A 19,856-nucleotide genomic window follows, 5' to 3' on the forward strand; every position below is an offset into this window, starting at 1 on the left:
ATAACCCTCTGCAGTGATTTTGGGATTGATAAGTTTTACCTTTTCCTCTGATTCAAAGTTCTTCTCACCAGCAGAAGCAAGCAGCACCACGATAATATCATCTGCTCTCTGTACGTCCGAATAAAGGTTGAAGCTACGGGAAACGACCGTCATACGTCCGTTGATCCTACGCTGTTCCACCTTATTCTCACCAGCAAATTCTAAAGTTCCGAATGTTTTTTCCATATTTGGGATAACGTGTTTTAATTCCATAAATTGTTTACCTCTTTTCTTTCTATATTTTTAATGATTGATTGTGTCATTCTGCTATCGGAATAATATCTGTCTGCCTGTGAATTATCAAGGGCAAGCGTTGTGCTGCCGCACCCTTGACAATCCCCATTCAGAAAGATAAATGTTAATCAAGCAGAATTTAGTTGAGTTGCCAGCCACGGACTGACTTTTTTTATGATGGGAGGTGAACGGGGAGTTGCTTTCATAAACCGATACCTCCTGTATTATTTAGACTTCTTTACTTTGCGGAATCTCTTATATCCGGCAAAGATAAGACCAGCAGCGGAAATTCCCATCATGGCGAACAATGCGACAAATGGTGTGTTGTCACCTGTTTTTGGTGAATCGCTTGTCTTTGTTGGTGTGCTAGGTTCTTCTGGTGCCGTAGGGGATTCCAGGTTTTCCTTGACCGTCACAGTCTGCCCCTTGTCCTTGATGTCCTTATGTTCAGCTACCTTGATGGGCTCGTCTGGATTGGTTACGTCATATAATTCTTCAAATGTCACAAGCTCTTTGCCGCCAAGCTCCGAAGCATTGAATGTAAATTCAATCTGAACCTCCATTTTAGAATCCTCGGCAGTAAAAGTAAGGTCATTTTCTACACGCTTGCCATTCATTAGAAGTTCAGCATTTTCAGACTTCACCATTTCCCAACCTTTAAGAGTGTATTTCACGCCTTTTTCAAGACCATCTAAAGTGACCGTATCAACGATAGTTACTTTGTCGTCTGCTTCAATCGTCTTTTCACCTGTCGCCTTATCAGTAGCGGTTGTGTGCATAGTGATGATACGTTCCGTAATCGTCACTGTTTGCCCCTCGTCCTCAATATCTTTATGTTCTGCCACCTTTGTAGGCTCGTCTGGATTGGATAAATCGTACAATTCCTCGAATGTCACAAGGTCTTTGCCACCAAGAGCAGAAGCATTGAACGTATAGGAAACCTCAACTTCCATTTCTGATTTTTTCGCAGTGAATGTGTAATCATTTTCCACAGGTTCACCGTCAATCAAAAGCTGTGCATTTTCAGACTTCACCATCTGCCAGCCTTTCAACTGATATTTTGTGCCTTTTGTCAGACCATCTAAAGTGACGGTATCAACGATAGTCACGCTCTTTCCGGCAACGATTGATTTTTCACCTGTCACCTTATCTGTGGCAGTCGTATGGATAATGATTTCTGGTTCATATTCATCTGTGAGTGTACCCAAGTCCACGACTACTTTATTTCTTGACACCACTACATCAAACGCCGGAATCAGCGTCATTCCTTTGTTGGAATCGCAGCGTAATTCTTCGATTGTGTAAGTATCGTAAAGCAATGCACCTTTGCTGTCGTCTGGTGTGGAAGTACCAAACCAGATACCGTCCTCACTGGTCTTTCCGGCGTTGGTATTCTGTTTATGAGATACCCAGTCAGAAGAAGTGGAGAATTGACCGTTTGCGTCCGTAACAATGATATGGCTCTCACCAGTCGTCTTGCTTGTGATCCTAAAGGGAACATTCGTAAGTCGCTTGTGAGTACCGTCACCAATTTTCACACCCTCGATATCCCCACGGATAATCTGGTTGTAGATGGAATGTGCTTCATCTGTTAAATCCATGATTTCACCGTCATTCACAATGTCAAACTCACAGTCAACCGCACCAGTTGTCAAATATCCTGTCGGATTTTTGGATTCTGAAATTTTATAGTGACCGTAAGGAAGTGTATCAGCGTCAGTTGCAGCGATACCGTCAACACCTGTATGGATTGTCTTGACGACTTCATTTTTGTTGTATAGCTTGCCATCTACCAAGACAGCATTATCATTTAAGGAAATGATTGTAAAGGCAGTATCTTTTAAAGTCGCACCGCCTTGTGCTTTCGTATCTTTTGTTTCAAGGTCACGTTTCTGGATTTTGACACCGCCACGGATAACCTTGTCTAATACGGAATACTGGTTGCTGCCGCTTAACGCTACAAGCTCACCATCTTCTGTAATCTGTGCCACATACACGCCTTTTATCTGTTCTGAACTTCCGGTAGCCTGCATATAAGCACCCTCCAATAAGTAACCGTTTGGAGCTGCCTTTTCTTCCATAGTAATAGTACCAAGTGGCAGGCAGATAGTACCGTTTTGTGTATAGAAGCTGTCACCTGATACCTTGTAGGAATCCGCTAATCTTGAGATGTAATGGACTTCATTATTGCTGTCTTTGTCAGCGACTGTCTTTGTCGTCCATGTGCGTGTTGGTTCTGATGGAAGATTGTCTTTTGTGTAGTAACCGTCATAATACTTCCAGACGAACTCTGCACCCTCCAAAGAAGCGTTACCCTGTGGAGTAGCTTTGGAAGTTTCCATATCAATCTTGAAAAGCTCAACCAAAGTGTCTGTGACTTTTGGTGTGTCGCTGACTTTCAATGTGGAAGTTTCGCCAGCCTTGACCGTCATAGTATAGACGTTCTTATCTAACTGGAATCCTTTTGGAGCTTTCGTTTCCTTTACATAGTATGTTGCGGCTCTTAATTCCACAGTATCAGTATTTCCACTGGCATTTGTCGTAAGTGTGGCAACAGATTTCGTGCAGCCTTTATCAGAATAAACACCATAAGTCGCACCAGAGAGGGAATAACAGTCGTTCCCGTTTGTGACTGTAGCATTACTGGAAGATTTCTGAATCTTGCCATTCCCGACAGCCAGCTTCGCCCAGAACTGTCCTAAGTCCTGCCCCTCGCCGACATAGATATAACCGCCGCAATCATAACGGTCTTTATTTTCTTTAGCGAAAGACTTTGCGTTCTCATAAACTTCTGACTGGATTTTTTCTGATACTTCATCATAGGCAGCTCGTACATTGTTATACCCCCAACCTAAGTGTACGCTCAATCTACGCCAGACAACGCATTGTTCCAATAGATAAACCTGCTTGCTGGAAAGACTATGAGTTTTGGAATACTGTTTGACGTATTCCAGATTCAACGCTACATCTGATATTTGGTCGTTACTCATTCTGTCTTTAGCGTCAACACGATTTTTATATCCTGATTTAAAGTCGGTGTTAATATCTACACAATAGGCAATCTGACCGTCAGCGGTCATTATGCTTTCTTCAAAACTTTTAATTTCTGTACCGCCATTATCAACCTTAACGATTGTTCCTGCTTTACCGTCAGTAGTGGTGTAAACAGAATCCGCAGCATGAATCTGCGTGACAGGTAAAGTAGTAAATACGGTTGCAAGGGTAAGGAAACCCGTAAGCAATCGCTTCATAATCTTATTCATATTTCTTGATTCTCCTTTCGTTTTGGGTAAAAAAATAGACGCTCATTTCTGAACGTCTTAGTTGTTGAAACCATTGGAACTATGCAGGATAGTTTGTTTCATCTTCATTTTTCTATGTTTTTGTTCTTATGCAACCGTAGCAGGAAAAAACTTGTCCTATACAAAATGACGTATTTTCAAGGCTTTCCAGCTATGTTGTTCTTACGAGGTCGCACCAGAGCAAAAAGCCCGTTCTACTTATGACAATATTCTCAGAGTAGTCCGCAATATACCTGAGATTGCGGATCCCATCAAATTCCTGCGTGCCAGAGAAGTTGTTCATTTCCAGAGATTTGGGGAAGCTCTTCAGTCCATTCAGGAAGAACTTGATGCCAAAAACTTCTATGCTTTTACCCCAGGATTTGATAATCCCTGCACTGCATCATGCAACAGCAATAAATAACGTACGCAGCCAAAACCTGCGACATACTGCGCGAATTTATGCGATTAGCATCGCGAAGCGTGTTACTGAGAACGGAATGAACAGTAATACGCTCCATCTTAAAAATCACAGAAATTTCATATTTGCTTTACAAATATATCTGGTGGTGCTATAGTATTCTTAGCTTAATAGCCACAAAAGTAATTGCCAAAAATATTGAGCAATTATAAACAAAAATATGATATAAAAGGGGCTGTCTCACATAGATATTATGTGACAGCCCCCTTATTGGAGGAATTATGCAGATAATTATTGTTGGGTGCGGTAAAGTTGGACGTACCCTGGCAGAACAGCTTCAGGAAGAAGAATCCGACATTACTCTTATAGACGTTTCTTCTAATGTGATCACTTCCCTTCAGAATGACATTGATGCCATGGGTATCGTGGGAAACGGTGCAAGTATCAACACGCTGGTGGAAGCAGGTATTGAGAATGCAGATATCCTGATTGCCGTAACCGGTTCTGATGAAATGAATCTCCTCTGCTGCCTGATCGCACAGAAAACCGGCCATTGCCAGACGATTGCCCGTGTCCGCAATCCTATCTATGCCAAAGAGATCAGCTTCATCAAGAAGCGTCTGGGTGTTACTATGATCATTAACCCGGAGCTTGCAGCTGCACAGGAAATTTCCCGTCTCTTACGCTTCCCTTCAGCTATCAAGATCGATACTTTCGCACGTGGTCGTGTGGAAATGCTGAAATTTAAAGTGCTTCCTGAATTTAATCTGGATGGCATGACAATCTCACGCATTACGGAAGCCCTGAAATGCGACGTCTTGTTCTGCGCAGTAGAAAGTCGGGATCATGTATCTATTCCCGGCGGTAATCAGGTGATCCACGACGGAGATATGGTTTCCATTCTTGCTTCCCCGGTGAATGCAGCAGCCTTTTTCAAAAAGATCGGCCTGAAAACCAATCAGGTAAAAAACGCCATTATTGTCGGCGGAGGAACCATTTCCTATTACCTTACAAAAGCCCTGCTTGATATGAACATCTCCGTTAAGATCATCGAACAGAATGAGTCCCGCTGTGAAACCTTAAGTGATCTGCTTCCGGAGGCAACTATCATTAACGGAGACGGAACCAACCGTTCTCTCCTTATGGAAGAGGGACTCTCACGCACAGAGGCTTTTGTATCACTCACAAACATGGATGAGGAAAATGTTTTCCTTTCACTCTTTGCCAAAACAGTTTCCAATGCCAAACTGGTTGCCAAGGTAAACCGCCTTGCCTTTGATGATGTCATTGATAACCTTGACATCGGAAGCGTCATTTATCCGAAATATATCACAGCCGACTATATCCTGCAGTATGTACGTGCCATGCAGAACAGCATCGGCAGCAATATTGAAACCCTTTATCATATCCTGGATAATCAGGCAGAAGCTCTGGAATTTGCCATCCGCGAAAATTCACCGGTAACAGGCATTCCATTATCTGAACTGAACCTGAAGAAAAACCTTCTTGTAGGTTACCTGAACCGAAATGGTCAGGTCAGGATTCCCAGAGGCCAGGATACCATTCAGGTCGGAGATACCGTTATCATAGTAACTTCTCAGAAGGGCCTTCGCGATATCACAGATATTCTGGAAAAATAAAGGAGCCGAATTATGAACTATTCCATTATTATCTATATCATCGGAATGATTCTGGAAATTGAAGCTGTATTTATGGCTCTGCCCGCAATTACGGCACTGATCTATCAGGAAACTTCCGGTGTAGCTTTTCTGATCACGATTGCTTTATGCCTGGTCATCGGGCTTCCTCTCACCAGGAAAAAGCCGACAAGAAAGGCTTTCTACACAAAAGAAGGTTTCGTGACTGTAGCATTAAGCTGGATCGTTCTGAGTATCATAGGAGCAATCCCCTTTGTGATCAGCCGAAGCATTCCAAATCCTGTAGATGCATTATTTGAAACAGTTTCGGGTTTTACTACAACAGGAGCCAGTATTCTCAGCGATGTGGAGGCACTTCCTCATTGTATGCTGATGTGGAGAAGCTTCACGCACTGGATCGGCGGAATGGGTGTTCTGGTTTTCATCCTCTCCCTTCTGCCACTTACCGGCGGTTATCATATGAATCTTATGAAAGCGGAGAGTCCCGGACCATCTGTAAGCAAGCTTGCGCCAAAAGTACAGTCAACTGCCAAAATTCTGTATTCTATTTATTTCGTAATGACAGTGATCCAGATCCTGCTTCTTCTGGTCGGTGGTATGCCGCTGTTTGACTCCATATGTACGGCTTTCGGTACTGCAGGTACCGGAGGATTTGGTATTAAAAATGACAGCATGGCCAGTTACAGTACATATCTGCAGGTGGTCATTACTGTATTTATGATTTTATTTGGCGTTAACTTTAATGCTTACTTTTTCATTATCACAAAAAAATTTGCTCAGGCTTTTAAAATGGAAGAAGTGCGGTATTATTTCGGAATCATCGGTATTGCAATTCTTATCATCACCTGCAATATTTACCATATTTTCGGAAGTGCAGCCAAAGCTTTTCAGCAGGCAGCTTTCCAGGTTGGTTCCATTATCACAACAACCGGATATGCAACAACAGATTTTAATACCTGGCCGGAAATCTCACGAACCATTCTGCTACTTCTGATGTTTATCGGTGCATGTGCCGGAAGTACAGGTGGCGGCATTAAAGTATCCAGAATCCTGATTCTCTGCAAAACAGTCCGCAAGGAGCTTCATATTTTTCTGCATCCAAATGCAATAAAGAAAATAAAAATGGACGGCAAGGCCATCCCACATGAAGTTGTTCGTTCCACAAATATTTTCTTCATTGTATATGTGCTGATTTTTGCATCCTCCATATTCCTGATTGCCTTTGACGATTTCGATCTGATCACGAATTTTACGGCGGTTGCGGCAACCTTTAATAATATCGGACCAGGTCTTGAGCTGGTAGGACCTACCGGAAACTTCGGTATGTTCTCATGGTTTTCAAAGCTTATCCTTACTTTTGATATGCTGGCAGGACGTCTTGAGATTTTCCCGTTACTGATATTGTTTGTAAGGGATACATGGAAGAAATTCTAAAAATATTTTGGTAAAACAAATTTTATTTTTTTACACCGTATTCATATTTTATTCATATTTATTGGATATAATGAATTTTAGAAAGATGATGAATCTTTCTTATAAATATTTTTCTTTTTCATACGCGCCGGTACGAAAGTACCGGCCTCCTTCCATTTATGGGAGTTTTTTATTTTATGGCATTTTTCTCACACCTTCATAATCAAACGCAGGAATAAAACTCTCTCTGGCAGTTTCACCATCTTGAAAAAATCCATTTTCAATCCCAAGCTCAAATGCATAGTCCAGAACTTTTTCATATTCTCTTCTGGTTACACAACGATTCAGTTCTGTATATTCTTTCTGCTCAAAAACCGGCGTATACTGATTCATGATACTGATATAAATCTGCTTTCCAAAAGTCTTATGTAAAAGTTTCAGAACCTTTTTTGAATTTCTTGTATGCCCCGGCAATATAAGATGTCTCACAATAGTCCCACGTTTCATATATCCCTCTGCATCAAACTGTGGCATTCCTGTCTGGCGTACCATCTCATTAACTGCTTCCATAGCTCTTTCAGGATAATCATTCGCATGTGAAAATTTCACTGCCAATTCGCTCTCCGCATATTTGTAATCCGGAAGATAAATGTCCACATATCCGTCCAGAAGTTTCAATGTCTCTGTGTTCTCATATCCACCACAGTTATAGACAACCGGAATATTAAGCCCATGCTTCTTTGCACAGTCCAAAGCTGCGATGATCTGTGGAATATAATGTGTTCCGGTTACCAGATTGATATTTGCAGCATCCTTTTCCTGCAGTTCCAGGAATATTTCTGCCAGTCTTTCCTCAGTGATCTCAAGGCCACTGTCACCAATGGCAATTTCCCGGTTCTGGCAGAAACAGCATCTCAGATTGCATCCTGTAAAAAAGACTGCCCCGGAACCTCTGGTTCCCGAAATACATGGTTCTTCCCACATATGCAAAGCTGCCCTTGCAATCTTAACCTTCTGATCCATTCCACAGTATCCGGTTTTTCCGGCTGTTCTGTCTACATGGCAATTTCTCGGACATAAACTGCAATCTGCCAGTATGCAGCTTTCTGTATCATGCCTCAGAGTTTTATCTTTGTTTTCTTCTGTCTGTATTTTATTTACCTTCACTTTTCTCTTCTGTCCTTTTTTCTTTCCCCGACTTGATATCTGTGAATCACCCACTGCAAAACAGTTCCCACCGTTTGCTTATATTATAACCGTTCAGTGCTTTCACAGTTACAGGCGGATTGCTGAATAGTTACTATCCTTTATATCATTATACTACATTCCCCAATTACGTCTATTCATATTTCACAATTTCCTTTTTCAGTCTCTTCATGATTCTTTTTTCCAGCCTGGAAATATATGATTGAGAAATTCCCAGAAGGTCTGCAACCTCTTTCTGTGTTTTCTCTGCAGCATTCTCCTTTCCCAGACCAAATCTAAGGCGGATGATCGTCTGCTCACGCGGTGAAAGCTTTCTAATTGCCTTTGATAACAACGAAATCTCCACTTCATCTTCCAGACGTCTTGAAATCACATCCTCATCAGTTCCCAGAATATCAGAAAGCAGGAGTTCATTTCCATCCCAGTCTACGTTCAGCGGTTCGTCTATGGACACTTCCATCTTTGTCTTACTGTTGCGGCGAAGATACATCAGGATCTCATTCTCTATACATCTGGATGCATAAGTGGCAAGCTTGATGTTTTTTACAGGATTAAAGGTATTGATCGCCTTGATCAGCCCAATCGTTCCGATTGAGATCAGATCCTCCACCCCGACTCCTGTGTTATCAAACTTCTTTGCAATATACACCACAAGCCTTAAATTATGTTCGATCAGAACAGACTTCGCTTCTTCTTCCTGCCCTGTTCCAAGCTTCTGCAGTATAAACGCCTCACGCTTCGGCTCCAGTGGTGCCGGCAGCACATCATTTCCACCAATATAAAAAACTTCTCCTGAACGGTTCATCACCATTCTTGACACTACCTGTAATGGATAACAGCTCATAGTCACAACCCCTCCCGTTAAAGTAATCTGGAATTCAAAAGTACCTCGTATTCCTTACCAAAAGCGGATGTTTCAAATGAAAATGCAAATACCGGATTGTCTATGCAGACAACCTCTGCTGGAGTCTGAATGCAGAGTCTCTCAAAAGTAACAGCCAGCATCATTCCCTGTTCTTTTCCTATACTGTGAAAAAAGGTAAAATGTGGATGAAGCCCGGCAGTTCCCGGTTTACCAGACTCCCCGGGATTTTCTTTCAGGTGTTTTAAACAGCTTACGGTTTCTTCTGAACATATTTCAGATAAAACTTTTTCTGTCCCTACAGATACAGGTTTTCCGTTTACAGAATCCATAAGCAGATTTCCGGAATCATAAAATCCTTGAAAAGGATATCCACATCCTTTATAGTATATGGTTATCGGATAGATATTCTTTGTCCGTATTCTCAGGGAATCCATCAGATATGACAACGCTGTAATGCCGGACCACGTTGCTGCTGCAAGGATCAGAAACATTTTGACTGTCAACTTATCACTGACGATCACTTCCCAGAACCCTCCACACAGAAATGCGGCAAAATACAGTGTAAGTATTGCTTTAAGCAGCAGACTTCCCCTTTTCAGATTACATCCGATCACAAGCATTCCTGCAGCACAGCCACCATGCAGCAGGACAAGTGCCGGAAGAAAAATCCCAGACTTCAGAAAAGATCGCAGATAAATGATCCAGCAGGAAAATACCGCACCTGCAGCAGCTCCCAGAAGAGCTCTTTTTCTGCTTCTTCCACATCGGAATAATATTCCTGTAAATCTGATTAATATGTAATCTATCAGGAGATTTGTGAAAAAAACTACATCTATGTATATTTCGTAATGCATTTCCTTCCCTCCGTCTGATACTGCCTCTGACTTCTCCTTCACTTCGGTAAGTGAGATTCATTATACGTGATAAAGTATGCGGATTTTGTCAAAACGGAGGAATTATGTCTTATTATTTGTCGCACTAAATCGACAGTAACTATCATACAAACCAAAATGAACATGTATTGACATATAATTGAAGTTAGAATAAAATGATAGATAATTTCTATGTTTTAGAAGGGCATCTTCTATACTGTCACAATTCAGACAGTATTTTATGTCTCTGCTACAAAACAGACTGGAGGATTTTAACATGAATAATATTACCGGACACACAGGTCTTACCGCGCTTTTAGGAAGCCCGGTGGCACACAGCATTTCCCCTTTGATGCATAATGAATCATTTCGCCTTCTCGGGCTTGACTATGTATATTTATGTTTTGATGTAAATGAAGAAACTCTTCCTGCAGCAGTTGCAGGATTAAAGACTTGCGGCATTCGCGGTTTCAACCTTACCATGCCGAATAAGAATAAAATTGTAGAATTATTGGATGAGCTTTCCCCTGAAGCTCAACTGATCGGTGCTGTCAATACTGTACTGAACGATAACGGAAAGTTAATCGGATACAATACAGACGGGTACGGTTTTATGCAATCTGTACGTGATGCGGGACATGATATTACCGGTAAAAATATAACTGTCATGGGAGTAGGAGGAGCTTCGATGGCCATCTGTGCACAGTCTGCCCTGGACGGTGCGGCTTCTGTACATATTTTTGCCCGCCGCACCAGCAGATACTGGAATCGCACACAGAAATTCGCTGAGAATCTCTCTGCTAAAACAGGTTGTCAGGTCTGCCTCTTCGACAATGATGATCATACTGCATTGCGAGATTCCATTGCACAGAGTTATCTGCTGATCAATGCAACCTCTGTAGGCATGGTTCCGGATATCGACGATACCATCATCAAAGATACATCTCTGTTCCATCCTGAGCTTGTAGTGGCAGATGTTGTCTATGAGCCACAGGAAACCCGACTGCTCAGAGAGGCCAAAGCAGCCGGATGCCAGACCTTTAATGGCATGTATATGCTTCTTCATCAGGGGGCTAAAGCTTTCCAGATCTGGACCGGACAGGAAATGCCGGTTTCTGTTATTAAGGAAAAATATTTCTCTGTCAAATAGTGATTCGCATAACAGTCACATATTTCCCATCAGCTTATCTTTGATGATTGCCAGGATTTCTCTTGGAATATATATCAGAAGTCTCCATGAACGGTATCTGGAAGGAATGGGATAAATTTCTCTGCATCCACATTTCTTTCCTATGGCCGTTCCCCGGAAAACATGAAAATTATTGGTGACAATGCCAACCGAATGATTCAGTCCGATCATTCCCAGACTGAACTTCAGATTCTCTGTTGTGCTGGTAGATTTCTCTTCCAGGATCAGTCGTTCTCTGTCAATTCCATGTTCCACAAGATAATTGCACATTGCCTGAGCTTCTGTGATAGATTCTCCGTCCCCTTTTCCTCCGGACAGAACAGCCTTAGTCTCAGGATTTTCTTCCATATACTGTAAAGCCCTCCTGGTACGTTCCAGAAGGGCTTTTGTAAGCCGGGTACCTTCTACATGGGCACCAAGCACGATAATATATTCCAGATTTGGATGCTTACGCATTCTTACCGCAGCAATATTTATATTTCTTGCCGCTTCCGCAAGGACAAGGATCATTACGTCCGATTTTCTTTGCTTTGACAACTGTTCCTGATTTCTTCTGCTCGAGATAAAGTTCTTTTCTCTTCTCCGGTGTAAAGATTTCATCCCACTGTGGCAGTTCATACAGCCAGTCAGCTCTTGCATCTACCATATTCTTATAAAGAAGTTCTTTATCAAAGCACAGAGAAACCTTTGTGTTCTCATCCATTGTCTCAATCGGATTCGGAATCTTCAGACTGTCATTGATTCCATCCAGGAAACCAACCATTGTCAGAACTTCCTGTCCGTATTTCTCAGCCAGTTCCTTAACTGTACCGGTTACTACCTCATCCGGGTTGCTAAGAAGCTGCTCATAAATTCCTTTTTCAATATTAAAATAATTTGCCCAAAATCTCTGAAGTTTATTACGGTCTGCCTGCTGGTCATAGGCGATGGCACGCCACTGCTCTAAGATTGTTTTATCGCTCATTTCCTTTAATCCTCTTTTCCAATATTTCATAGGTATTATGCCTGTGCGGAAACATATGGAAAATATTCCTTCCACAAGCTTTATTATTATATCATCTTTCAGTTAAAAATACAAATGATATTCTTTGTATTTTTAGTGAATTTTAAGTTACTGTTCACACACCACTATCCCGCGAGGTGTTTTGGCATGAATATGCCAAAATCCCGAGACATACAAGCCAAAATTCCATTGCCGCAGGCAATCTAGTACATCGTTTTCGAAATAACTATACCACTCACTTGTCTGCGAATCCGATTGCACAGGTCTAAAAGCCTCAGCGTAGCCCGCTACGCCTGCGTTTTTATACCAACACACTCGAATCCGCATCCTACGCGATTGGTATAGTTATTTACGAAACGCTGTACTAGAATGAATTTTGACTATGTTACTGAGAACGGAGTGAACAGTAACAATTTTAATTGACGCCCAGTTTCTCCAGTTCTGCTGCTGCCTGTTTAAAAGTTTTAAACTGAATTGCATGGATTCCCTGTTTTCTGGCTGCCTCACAGTTCTCCGCTCTGTCATCCAGAAATACGGATTTCTCCGGGTCAAGATGGTAGCGTCCGAGCAGGGTTTTGTAAATTTCCGGTTCCGGTTTGATCTGCTTCACCTGACAGGAGAACACTGCTCCGTCTACATATTTAAGAAACGTAAGTTTATCCTCCGTTCTCTCCAGTGTGTCAGCTGCATAATTGGAAAGAATATAAACATGATATCCTTTATCTTTCAGATATCTCACCCAGGTTTCCGCATAATCTGTTTTCTCAATTGTCTCGTCAGAACGGCGCATTACCTCCCGGATATCCTTTTCGTACTCCGGTGCAGCTTTTACCATCTGATCTACATAATATTGCTCAGTCTCGCTGCTTCTGTCTCTCTCATTCCAGGTATTGCTCTGAAATACCACTTCCGCAATTTTATCACGCTCTTCCTTCGGAAAACCAAAACTGTCCAGATAGGTCTCCCAGTCATATTTTACAAGAACCTGTCCAACGTCAAAAATAATATTCTCCATATCCGAATCCACCACCTTTTTATTCCTGTTCAGTAATTTATAAACCATCCATATTGCATAAGCCATGATGGGAACCATGATCGCCACTGCAAGCGAGGCTTTAAAATAGACCTGCGAATCTTCTCCATTCCCGAATGCAAAAATCATCGGCATACAACATGCAAGAAGCAGGATTATGATTGCGATCCATGCCCCGATTTTTTTTATCTTATTATTATCTTTTTTCATAAGCCTCCAGTTATATAAAAGACACGCCGGAGAAATTCCCCGGCGTATAGTCTTATTTACCGTCTGCCGATCAGACAGGTAAATTTATCCTTATTATTTATTTCTGTAGATGATATCGTCACGTCCCGGGCCATTGGAGATCATAGTGATCGGGAATCCGATATGTTTCTCAACGAACTCAACATACTTTTCTGCAGTTCTCCGGCAGATCTTCATATTTTTTGATTCCGCGGATGTCGCATTTCCATCCAGGCAGAGTCTCCAGAACCGGTTTTGCTTTCTCAAGCAGTGTAGTTGTCGGAAATTCTGTTGTTACTTTTCCATCAATCTCATATCCTGTGCAGACCGGAATTTCATCCAGATATCCAAGAACATCAAGAACTGTGAAAGCAACATCTGTAGTTCCCTGAAGACGGCATCCGTATTTGGAAGCAACACAGTCAAACCATCCCATACGTCTTGGACGGCCTGTAGTAGCACCAAATTCACCGCCGTCACCGCCACGTCTTCTCAGTTCATCTGCTTCATCGCCAAAGATTTCAGAAACAAATGCACCTGCTCCTACTGCACTGGAGTATGCCTTGCATACAGTAACAATCTGTTTGATCTCATATGGTGGAAGACCTGCTCCTACTGCACCATATCCTGCCAGGGTAGAGGAAGATGTAACCATCGGATAAATTCCATGATCCGGGTCTTTCAGAGAACCAAGCTGTCCCTCAAGAAGAACTTCTTTACCTTCTTTTAATGCGTTCCACAGATACAGGGATACGTCACATACATATGGTTCAACCATTTTCTTATATTCCATAAGTTCAGCAAATAATTCATCCACATTAAGAAGCGGTTTGTGATATAAATGTTCAAGAAGAACATTCTTTGTCGCACATACACTTGCAAGTTTTTCTTTCAGATGTTCTTCATCAAAAAGTTCACTTACCTGGAAACCAATCTTTGCATATTTGTCTGAGTAGAACGGAGCAATACCTGACTTGGTAGATCCGAAAGATTTGCCGCCCAGACGTTCTTCCTCATACTGGTCAAAAAGAATATGGTACGGCATAACCATCTGTGCTCTCTCGGAGATAAGGATCTTCGGAAGCCGGAACACCTCTGCTTACCACTTCATTGTACTCTTTGAAAAATACCGGGATATTCAGTGCAACACCGTTGCCGATCACACTTGTAGTATGATCATAAAACACACCTGACGGCAGAGTATGAAGGGCAAATTTACCATAGTTATTTACGATTGTATGACCTGCATTTGCACCACCCTGAAATCTTACGATAATATCAGCCTTCTCAGCGAGCATATCGGTAATCTTACCTTTACCTTCATCTCCCCAGTTAGCACCAACAACTGCTTTTACCATTATATAATTCCTCCTGTATTTACCGCTTACTGTTTACCCGACCTTGCAGAATGACCTGCCGGATATCATCAGGAAACAGCAACGCTTATTATCTTTATATCAGATTCTGTAATATTCCAAACCGTTATGTTAAGTATTTACTGATCAGACATTGATCTCAGCTTTCACTCCCAGAAGTTCCTTATGGGAATCGAGGATCGGCTGAACTACTGTATTTACAAATCTCTCTGTCTGCTCTTTGGCACGTCCGATATATTTCTTCGGATCCATGGATCTCTGCAGATCTTCCAGAGAAAGGTTGAATGCAGGATCTGCTGCGATCAGTTCCAGCAGATTATTATCTTTGCCTTCTACCTTGACAGTCTTTCCGGCTTCCATGGAAAGCTCACGGATACGCTCATGAAGTTCCTGACGGTCACCGCCTGCTTTTACAGCATCCATCATGATATTCTCTGTAGCCATGAACGGAAGCTCTGCCATCATATGTTTCTCGATAACCTTCGGATAAACAACCAATCCATCTACAACATTAAGACAGAGGTCAAGGATTCCGTCAATAGCAAGGAAACCTTCCGGAATACTCAGACGCTTATTTGCAGAGTCATCCAGAGTTCTCTCAAACCACTGAGTTGCAGATGTAATCGCCGGGTTAAGGGCATCTACCATTACATATCTGGAAAGGGAAGCAATACGCTCACTTCTCATAGGATTTCTCTTATACGCCATTGCGGAGGAGCCGATCTGAGATTTCTCAAATGGTTCTTCTACTTCCTTCAGATGCTGAAGAAGGCGGATATCATTGGACATCTTGTGTGCACTTGCTGCAATTCCTGCAAGAATATTGGCAACACGTGTATCTACCTTGCGGGAATAGGTCTGTCCGGATACCGGATAGCATTCCTTAAATCCCATCTTCTCTGCGATCATCGGATCAATCTTGTCGATAGTCTCCTGATCTCCATCAAACAGTTCCAGAAAGCTTGCCTGTGTTCCGGTTGTACCTTTGGATCCCAGAAGCTTCATTGTTCCCAGAACATACTCCAGATCCTCCAGATCAAGCAGGAATTCCTGTGTCCAGAGTGTTGCACGCTTACCTACTGTAGTAGGCTGTGCAGGCTGAAAATGTGTAAATGCCAGAGTAGGCTGATCTTTATATTTATCTGCGAAAGCAGAAAGCTCGGCAATAACATTGACCAGTTTCTTCTTCCACAAGCTTTAATGCTTCTGTCATTACAATAATGTCTGTATTATCACCTACATAACAGGAGGTTGCTCCCAGATGGATGATTCCTTTTGCTTTCGGGCACTGTACGCCATACGCATATACGTGAGACATAACATCATGACGCACCTGACGTTCACGTTCCTTTGCAACGTCATAATTGATATCCTCTGCATGTGCCTTCAGTTCATCAATCTGCTCCTGTGTAATGTTAAGGCCAAGCTCTTTCTCTGTCTCAGCAAGTGCGATCCAGAGTCTTCTCCATGTGCGGAATTTCATATCCGGGGAAAAAATATACTGCATTTCTTTGCTGGCATAACGTTCTGATAAAGGACTTACATATCTGTCTGTACTCATCTTCACTCTCCTGTTTTTTATAGGATATTATTTTTAATCCTTTTATTTCACTTCTGTACGTACGTTTTTCTCAACCACGTACGTTGAAATTATATAACATCATTCCTCTAAAAGCAACCACAAAAACTTTATCCCTGATGGAATTTACCAAGAAATTCTTTCATTCTCGCATGTTCTGATTCAAATACCTCTTTTGGACTCCCCTCAACTGCGATCAGTCCCTTATCCATAAAAATAATATGATCAGAGATATCTCTTGCAAATGACATCTCATGAGTGACGATCACCATAGTGATGTGTTCTGCTGCCAGATCTTTGATTACCTTAAGAATTTCACTCGTAAGCTCCGGATCAAGGGCAGAAGTAGGCTCATCAAAAAACAGGATCTTCGGATTCATACATAATGCTCTGGCAATAGAGACACGCTGCTGTTGGCCGCCGGAAAGCTGAAACGGATATGCATTCTCTCTGTCTGCAAGTCCCATCTGCTTTAACAGAGTTCTTGCCTGTGCATAAACCTCTTCTTTCTTTCTCTTCTGCACTCTAATCGGAGCATCTGTGATATTTTTCAGTACGGAAAAATGGGGGAAAAGATTAAAGTTCTGAAATACCAGTCCCACATCCCCCTGCTTGATGATCTCACCGCTGTCCGGTGTCTCAAGACCGGTGGCACAGCGGAGAAGTGTGGATTTACCGGAACCGGAAGGTCCGATAATACTAAGAACCTCACCCTCCTCTACCTGAAGTGAAATGTCTTTTAATACTTCAAGGCTGCCGAAGCTCTTCTTTATGTTTTTCATTTCAAATAATACCATAGCAAATATTCCTCTTAAATTAAATGATGTCAGAGTCAAAAAATATTTTATAACCCCAGCCGCCTGTCAGCGATAATAATTCAGTTTTTTCTCAATCTTATCCATTACAATCGCAACAAGAAGATTGAACACAAAATAGAAAACAGCAGCAATCACAAAAGGCATCATAGTCGTCTGTGCACTTGCAATCTGTTTTGCAATTGTAAACATCTCCGAAACAGCAACAACAAATGCCAGTGACGTATCCTTTACCAGTGTGATAACCTCATTTGTCACAGATGGAAGGATTCTCTTGATCACCTGCGGCAGGATGATCCTGAAAAATGTCTGGGCTTTGCTGTATCCCAGAATCTTTGCAGCCTCATACTGTCCCGCTGAAATAGATTCGATTCCTCCTCTGTAAATCTCCGCAAAATATGCAGCATAGTTAATACTGAATGCAATAAACACAGCGATCAGGCTGTATCCCATGGAAATACGGATTCCAAAAATAAAGTATGGTCCGAAATACACAACCATCAATTGCAGCATTAACGGGGTTCCACGCATAACTGATATGTAGGCAGACACAATTCCACGTATCGCCGGATTCTTGGACATTCTGCCAAAGCAGATCAGAAGTCCCAGCGGAAGTGAAAAAAGTAATGTCACTACAAAAATCTCTACAGAAACTACCATACCACTGGCAAGCTGCTGCAGCATTACACTTAAAGACATAAGCTTTCCTCCTGAAAAATTTCTCCTGTACAGTAAGAAAAGAGGGTGCACAAAATGTACCCTCCATTCCTTTATAATGCGGACAGCCTGCACAGATCTGTCCTCTTGTATCATAACTGTTTTTGTTCCGGCTGACTATTCAGCATCTTTCGCTGTATCAGCTGTATCTTCTTTTGCTGTGTCTGCATCGGAAGCATCATCCTCTGCTGCATCATCTTTTTTATCATCAGATTTCTCATCATCTCCAATGCAGAGCATATCTGCTACTTCATACTTCTCAGCAAGTTTATCAACTTCACCTGCATCATAAAGTTTCAGAACTTCTTCCCATACAGTATCTTTCAGCTCATCGTTACCCTTCTTAAAGCCGATTCCATACTCTTCGCTCTGGATTGGCTCGTCAAGGATCACATATTTGCCTTCTTCTCTCTGGGAAAGCTGATATTTGGCAACACCGATATCTACTGCGATGGCATCTGCAGCGCCGGAATCCAGATTCATGAATGCTGTATTGTAATCAGGATTCTCTGTCAGTGATGCAAAGCTTGCTGTAAGATCCTTATTATCATCGCTGTTTAATGCATCCAGTGCTGCGGAAGCGGCCTGAACTACTACATTCTTGCCTGCCAGGTCATCCAGCTTCTCAATCCCTGAATCGGCTGCAACAACCATCACCTGCTCATTGTTCAGATATGGATTTGACCATGTATAGTCATCCTCACGTCCGTTAATTGTAAATCCGTTCCAGATACAGTCAATAGAACCGGAATTCAGTTCCATATCCTTGGAATCCCAGTTGATCGGTTTCTTCACAAGTTCCCATCCGAGATTGTCGCATACTTCCTGTGCAAGGTCAAGGTCAAAACCAACATACTCTCCATTATCGTCTTTATATCCGAAAGGAGGATACTGTGCATCAAATCCTACAGTTAATGTCTTACTGTCAGCATCTGCATATACAGAAACAACACCCGTCATCATAGAAGCTGCCATAACTCCTGCCATGAGTACTGCTAAAGATCTCTTTTTCATGATAAATATCTCCTCTTTATCTGTTTTGTTATTTATCACACAGCCACTCTACCATGTGAAAGTATGTGTTAATCCTATCACACACCTCCGCCTCTGTCAAGAGTAAGTTATGAACCTGTACTTCTGTGATAATCTTTCATAAGTCTCTCCAGAAGGGCATCCAGATTTTTTTCATCTGTTTTCTCTTCCGGTACAGACTCGAAAGCTTTCAGAGACTGCCTGATTTCTTCTTTTATATCTTTCTTCAGTTCTTCATCTACTTCAAGTTCTTCCATAACCTTATCATAATCTGTCTTATCATGAACACTGCTGTATGCTATGATATAAGCTTTTAAGGCATCTTTTGAATGTGCTTCTCTGTATGCTTCCAGAAAACATTCCTGTGCTTTTTCCATCTGAAAAAGATAACTGTATGCACAGCCAAGATTATAGCGCACTGAAGCTGCGAATCCTTTTCTCTGCTCAGACAGATCCTCTCTTTCCAGGAGTTTCTGATATACCCGGATGGCGTTCACATACATTCCGTTTTCTGTCAGTGCATCTCCCTTTCTCTTCTGACGGACTGCCGCTTTTTCTTTTCCATAAGTCACAATCCTGCTGTTAAAGCCTTTCATCTCCTCATAGGTAAGGTAATTGATCTCCTTGAAAACAGGATAGATCATATCTTCCACACTTACATTTCTCTCCAGATTCTGTTTCAGCTTTGCAGCCAGATGCACAAGTTCAAGCTCATCTCTGAGCCAGTTGCATAATTCTTCATTAAAAACAGTATGATCAGCAAGGTAAAGATTGTGGTACAGATAATAACAGAGTTCTTCTATAGAATAAATATTCATACTGATATTCTCTATAAAATAAGGATGCTGTGCTTTTTTTGTCTGACATAAAATATATCCGCTCATTGCTCCATCTC

15 protein-coding genes and 3 pseudogenes are annotated in these 19,856 nt (G+C 41.9%); 4 read left to right on the forward strand and 14 right to left on the reverse strand.

Features of this window, described 5'->3' with window-relative positions; genetic code table 11:
- Both AC075L_RS10100 and AC075L_RS10105 read right to left on the reverse strand, forming a co-directional pair.
- A partial coding sequence (locus AC075L_RS10100) for a YdcP family protein (RefSeq protein ID WP_476387602.1) occupies nucleotides 1–252 on the reverse strand: 252 nt, incomplete at its 3' end.
- Between the two features lie 245 nt (nucleotides 253–497).
- The gene (locus AC075L_RS10105; RefSeq protein ID WP_476387603.1) at nucleotides 498–3,536 is read right to left on the reverse strand and encodes a VaFE repeat-containing surface-anchored protein; all 3,039 of its coding nucleotides are present in this window, start codon (nucleotides 3,534–3,536) and stop codon (nucleotides 498–500) included.
- A 205-nt stretch (nucleotides 3,537–3,741) separates the two neighbouring features.
- Between AC075L_RS10105 and AC075L_RS10110 the strand changes: the two are divergent.
- The 3 genes and pseudogenes from AC075L_RS10110 to AC075L_RS10120 form a co-directional block, all read left to right on the forward strand.
- A pseudogene (locus AC075L_RS10110) lies at nucleotides 3,742–3,978 on the forward strand (manganese catalase family protein); the annotation flags it as partial.
- A 278-nt stretch (nucleotides 3,979–4,256) separates the two neighbouring features.
- A complete protein-coding gene (trkA, locus tag AC075L_RS10115; protein WP_055052504.1) occupies nucleotides 4,257–5,615 on the forward strand; it encodes a Trk system potassium transporter TrkA in 1,359 nt (452 codons plus the stop codon).
- Between the two features lie 12 nt (nucleotides 5,616–5,627).
- The gene (locus AC075L_RS10120) at nucleotides 5,628–7,067 is read left to right on the forward strand and encodes a TrkH family potassium uptake protein (protein ID WP_476387604.1); all 1,440 of its coding nucleotides are present in this window, start codon (nucleotides 5,628–5,630) and stop codon (nucleotides 7,065–7,067) included.
- A 174-nt stretch (nucleotides 7,068–7,241) separates the two neighbouring features.
- Here AC075L_RS10120 and AC075L_RS10125 read toward each other — a convergent pair whose 3' ends face one another.
- The 3 genes from AC075L_RS10125 to AC075L_RS10135 all read right to left on the reverse strand — a co-directional run bounded on the left by AC075L_RS10125 (nucleotide 7,242) and on the right by AC075L_RS10135 (nucleotide 9,971).
- Complete coding sequence (locus tag AC075L_RS10125; RefSeq protein WP_008704180.1) at nucleotides 7,242–8,168, reverse strand: radical SAM protein; 927 nt, start codon at nucleotides 8,166–8,168, stop codon at nucleotides 7,242–7,244.
- Between the two features lie 217 nt (nucleotides 8,169–8,385).
- Nucleotides 8,386–9,096, reverse strand: a complete 711-nt coding sequence (sigE, locus tag AC075L_RS10130) for an RNA polymerase sporulation sigma factor SigE (protein WP_020994083.1) — start codon at nucleotides 9,094–9,096, stop codon at nucleotides 8,386–8,388.
- Nucleotides 9,097–9,113: 17 nt separating this feature from the next.
- Nucleotides 9,114–9,971, reverse strand: coding sequence for a sigma-E processing peptidase SpoIIGA (locus tag AC075L_RS10135; RefSeq protein WP_055199925.1), 858 nt, complete (start codon nucleotides 9,969–9,971; stop codon nucleotides 9,114–9,116).
- A gap of 295 nt (nucleotides 9,972–10,266) precedes the next feature.
- On the opposite strand from AC075L_RS10135, the gene AC075L_RS10140 reads away from it, so the two are divergent.
- Nucleotides 10,267–11,139, forward strand: coding sequence for a shikimate dehydrogenase (locus AC075L_RS10140; RefSeq protein ID WP_025577361.1), 873 nt, complete (start codon nucleotides 10,267–10,269; stop codon nucleotides 11,137–11,139).
- Nucleotides 11,140–11,154: 15 nt separating this feature from the next.
- On the opposite strand, the gene AC075L_RS10145 is transcribed toward AC075L_RS10140, so the two are convergent.
- The 9 genes and pseudogenes from AC075L_RS10145 to AC075L_RS10185 form a co-directional block, all read right to left on the reverse strand.
- Nucleotides 11,155–11,634 (reverse strand): YdcF family protein, encoded by a 480-nt coding sequence (locus tag AC075L_RS10145; protein WP_025577363.1) that lies wholly within the window; start codon nucleotides 11,632–11,634, stop codon nucleotides 11,155–11,157.
- Nucleotides 11,627–12,142: an SEC-C metal-binding domain-containing protein gene (locus AC075L_RS10150; RefSeq protein WP_055057400.1), complete on the reverse strand. Its 516-nt coding sequence runs from the start codon at nucleotides 12,140–12,142 to the stop codon at nucleotides 11,627–11,629. The genes AC075L_RS10145 and AC075L_RS10150 overlap by 8 nt, the downstream gene beginning before the upstream one ends.
- Before the next feature lie 454 nt (nucleotides 12,143–12,596).
- A complete protein-coding gene (locus tag AC075L_RS10155; RefSeq protein ID WP_055199924.1) occupies nucleotides 12,597–13,424 on the reverse strand; it encodes an HAD family hydrolase in 828 nt (275 codons plus the stop codon).
- Nucleotides 13,425–13,517: 93 nt separating this feature from the next.
- Nucleotides 13,518–14,800: pseudogene (locus AC075L_RS10160) on the reverse strand (adenylosuccinate synthase).
- 144 nt (nucleotides 14,801–14,944) lie between these two features.
- Nucleotides 14,945–16,379 (reverse strand): annotated as a pseudogene (purB, locus tag AC075L_RS10165) (adenylosuccinate lyase).
- 128 nt (nucleotides 16,380–16,507) lie between these two features.
- Entirely contained in the window at nucleotides 16,508–17,194 is a 687-nt protein-coding gene (locus tag AC075L_RS10170) for an amino acid ABC transporter ATP-binding protein (RefSeq protein ID WP_476387605.1), read from the reverse strand.
- A 66-nt stretch (nucleotides 17,195–17,260) separates the two neighbouring features.
- Nucleotides 17,261–17,911 (reverse strand): amino acid ABC transporter permease, encoded by a 651-nt coding sequence (locus AC075L_RS10175; RefSeq protein ID WP_020994087.1) that lies wholly within the window; start codon nucleotides 17,909–17,911, stop codon nucleotides 17,261–17,263.
- Nucleotides 17,912–18,046: 135 nt separating this feature from the next.
- On the reverse strand, nucleotides 18,047–18,943 hold the full coding sequence (locus AC075L_RS10180) for an amino acid ABC transporter substrate-binding protein (RefSeq protein ID WP_020994088.1): 897 nt from the start codon (nucleotides 18,941–18,943) through the stop codon (nucleotides 18,047–18,049).
- Between the two features lie 107 nt (nucleotides 18,944–19,050).
- Nucleotides 19,051–19,845: a hypothetical protein gene (locus AC075L_RS10185; protein WP_008704197.1), complete on the reverse strand. Its 795-nt coding sequence runs from the start codon at nucleotides 19,843–19,845 to the stop codon at nucleotides 19,051–19,053.
- Between the last annotated feature and the right edge of the window lie 11 nt (nucleotides 19,846–19,856).

This window comes from Blautia sp. ZXY-1-B12, from assembly GCF_056339915.1.

Bases quoted from the DNA above. Each gene is read 5' to 3' on its own strand.
- sigE (WP_020994083.1), bottom strand. From the start codon at position 9,096: ATGAGCTGTTATCCATTACAGGTAGTGTCAAGAATGGTGATGAACCGT.
- trkA (WP_055052504.1), top strand. From the start codon at position 4,257: ATGCAGATAATTATTGTTGGGTGCGGTAAAGTTGGACGTACCCTGGCA.
- AC075L_RS10185 (WP_008704197.1), bottom strand. From the start codon at position 19,845: ATGAGCGGATATATTTTATGTCAGACAAAAAAAGCACAGCATCCTTAT.
- AC075L_RS10135 (WP_055199925.1), bottom strand. From the start codon at position 9,971: ATGCATTACGAAATATACATAGATGTAGTTTTTTTCACAAATCTCCTG.
- AC075L_RS10155 (WP_055199924.1), bottom strand. From the start codon at position 13,424: ATGAAAAAAGATAATAATAAGATAAAAAAAATCGGGGCATGGATCGCA.
- AC075L_RS10120 (WP_476387604.1), top strand. From the start codon at position 5,628: ATGAACTATTCCATTATTATCTATATCATCGGAATGATTCTGGAAATT.
- AC075L_RS10175 (WP_020994087.1), bottom strand. From the start codon at position 17,911: ATGTCTTTAAGTGTAATGCTGCAGCAGCTTGCCAGTGGTATGGTAGTT.
- AC075L_RS10180 (WP_020994088.1), bottom strand. From the start codon at position 18,943: ATGAAAAAGAGATCTTTAGCAGTACTCATGGCAGGAGTTATGGCAGCT.
- AC075L_RS10140 (WP_025577361.1), top strand. From the start codon at position 10,267: ATGAATAATATTACCGGACACACAGGTCTTACCGCGCTTTTAGGAAGC.
- AC075L_RS10105 (WP_476387603.1), bottom strand. From the start codon at position 3,536: ATGAATAAGATTATGAAGCGATTGCTTACGGGTTTCCTTACCCTTGCA.
- AC075L_RS10150 (WP_055057400.1), bottom strand. From the start codon at position 12,142: ATGAGCGATAAAACAATCTTAGAGCAGTGGCGTGCCATCGCCTATGAC.
- AC075L_RS10170 (WP_476387605.1), bottom strand. From the start codon at position 17,194: ATGGTATTATTTGAAATGAAAAACATAAAGAAGAGCTTCGGCAGCCTT.
- AC075L_RS10145 (WP_025577363.1), bottom strand. From the start codon at position 11,634: ATGCGTAAGCATCCAAATCTGGAATATATTATCGTGCTTGGTGCCCAT.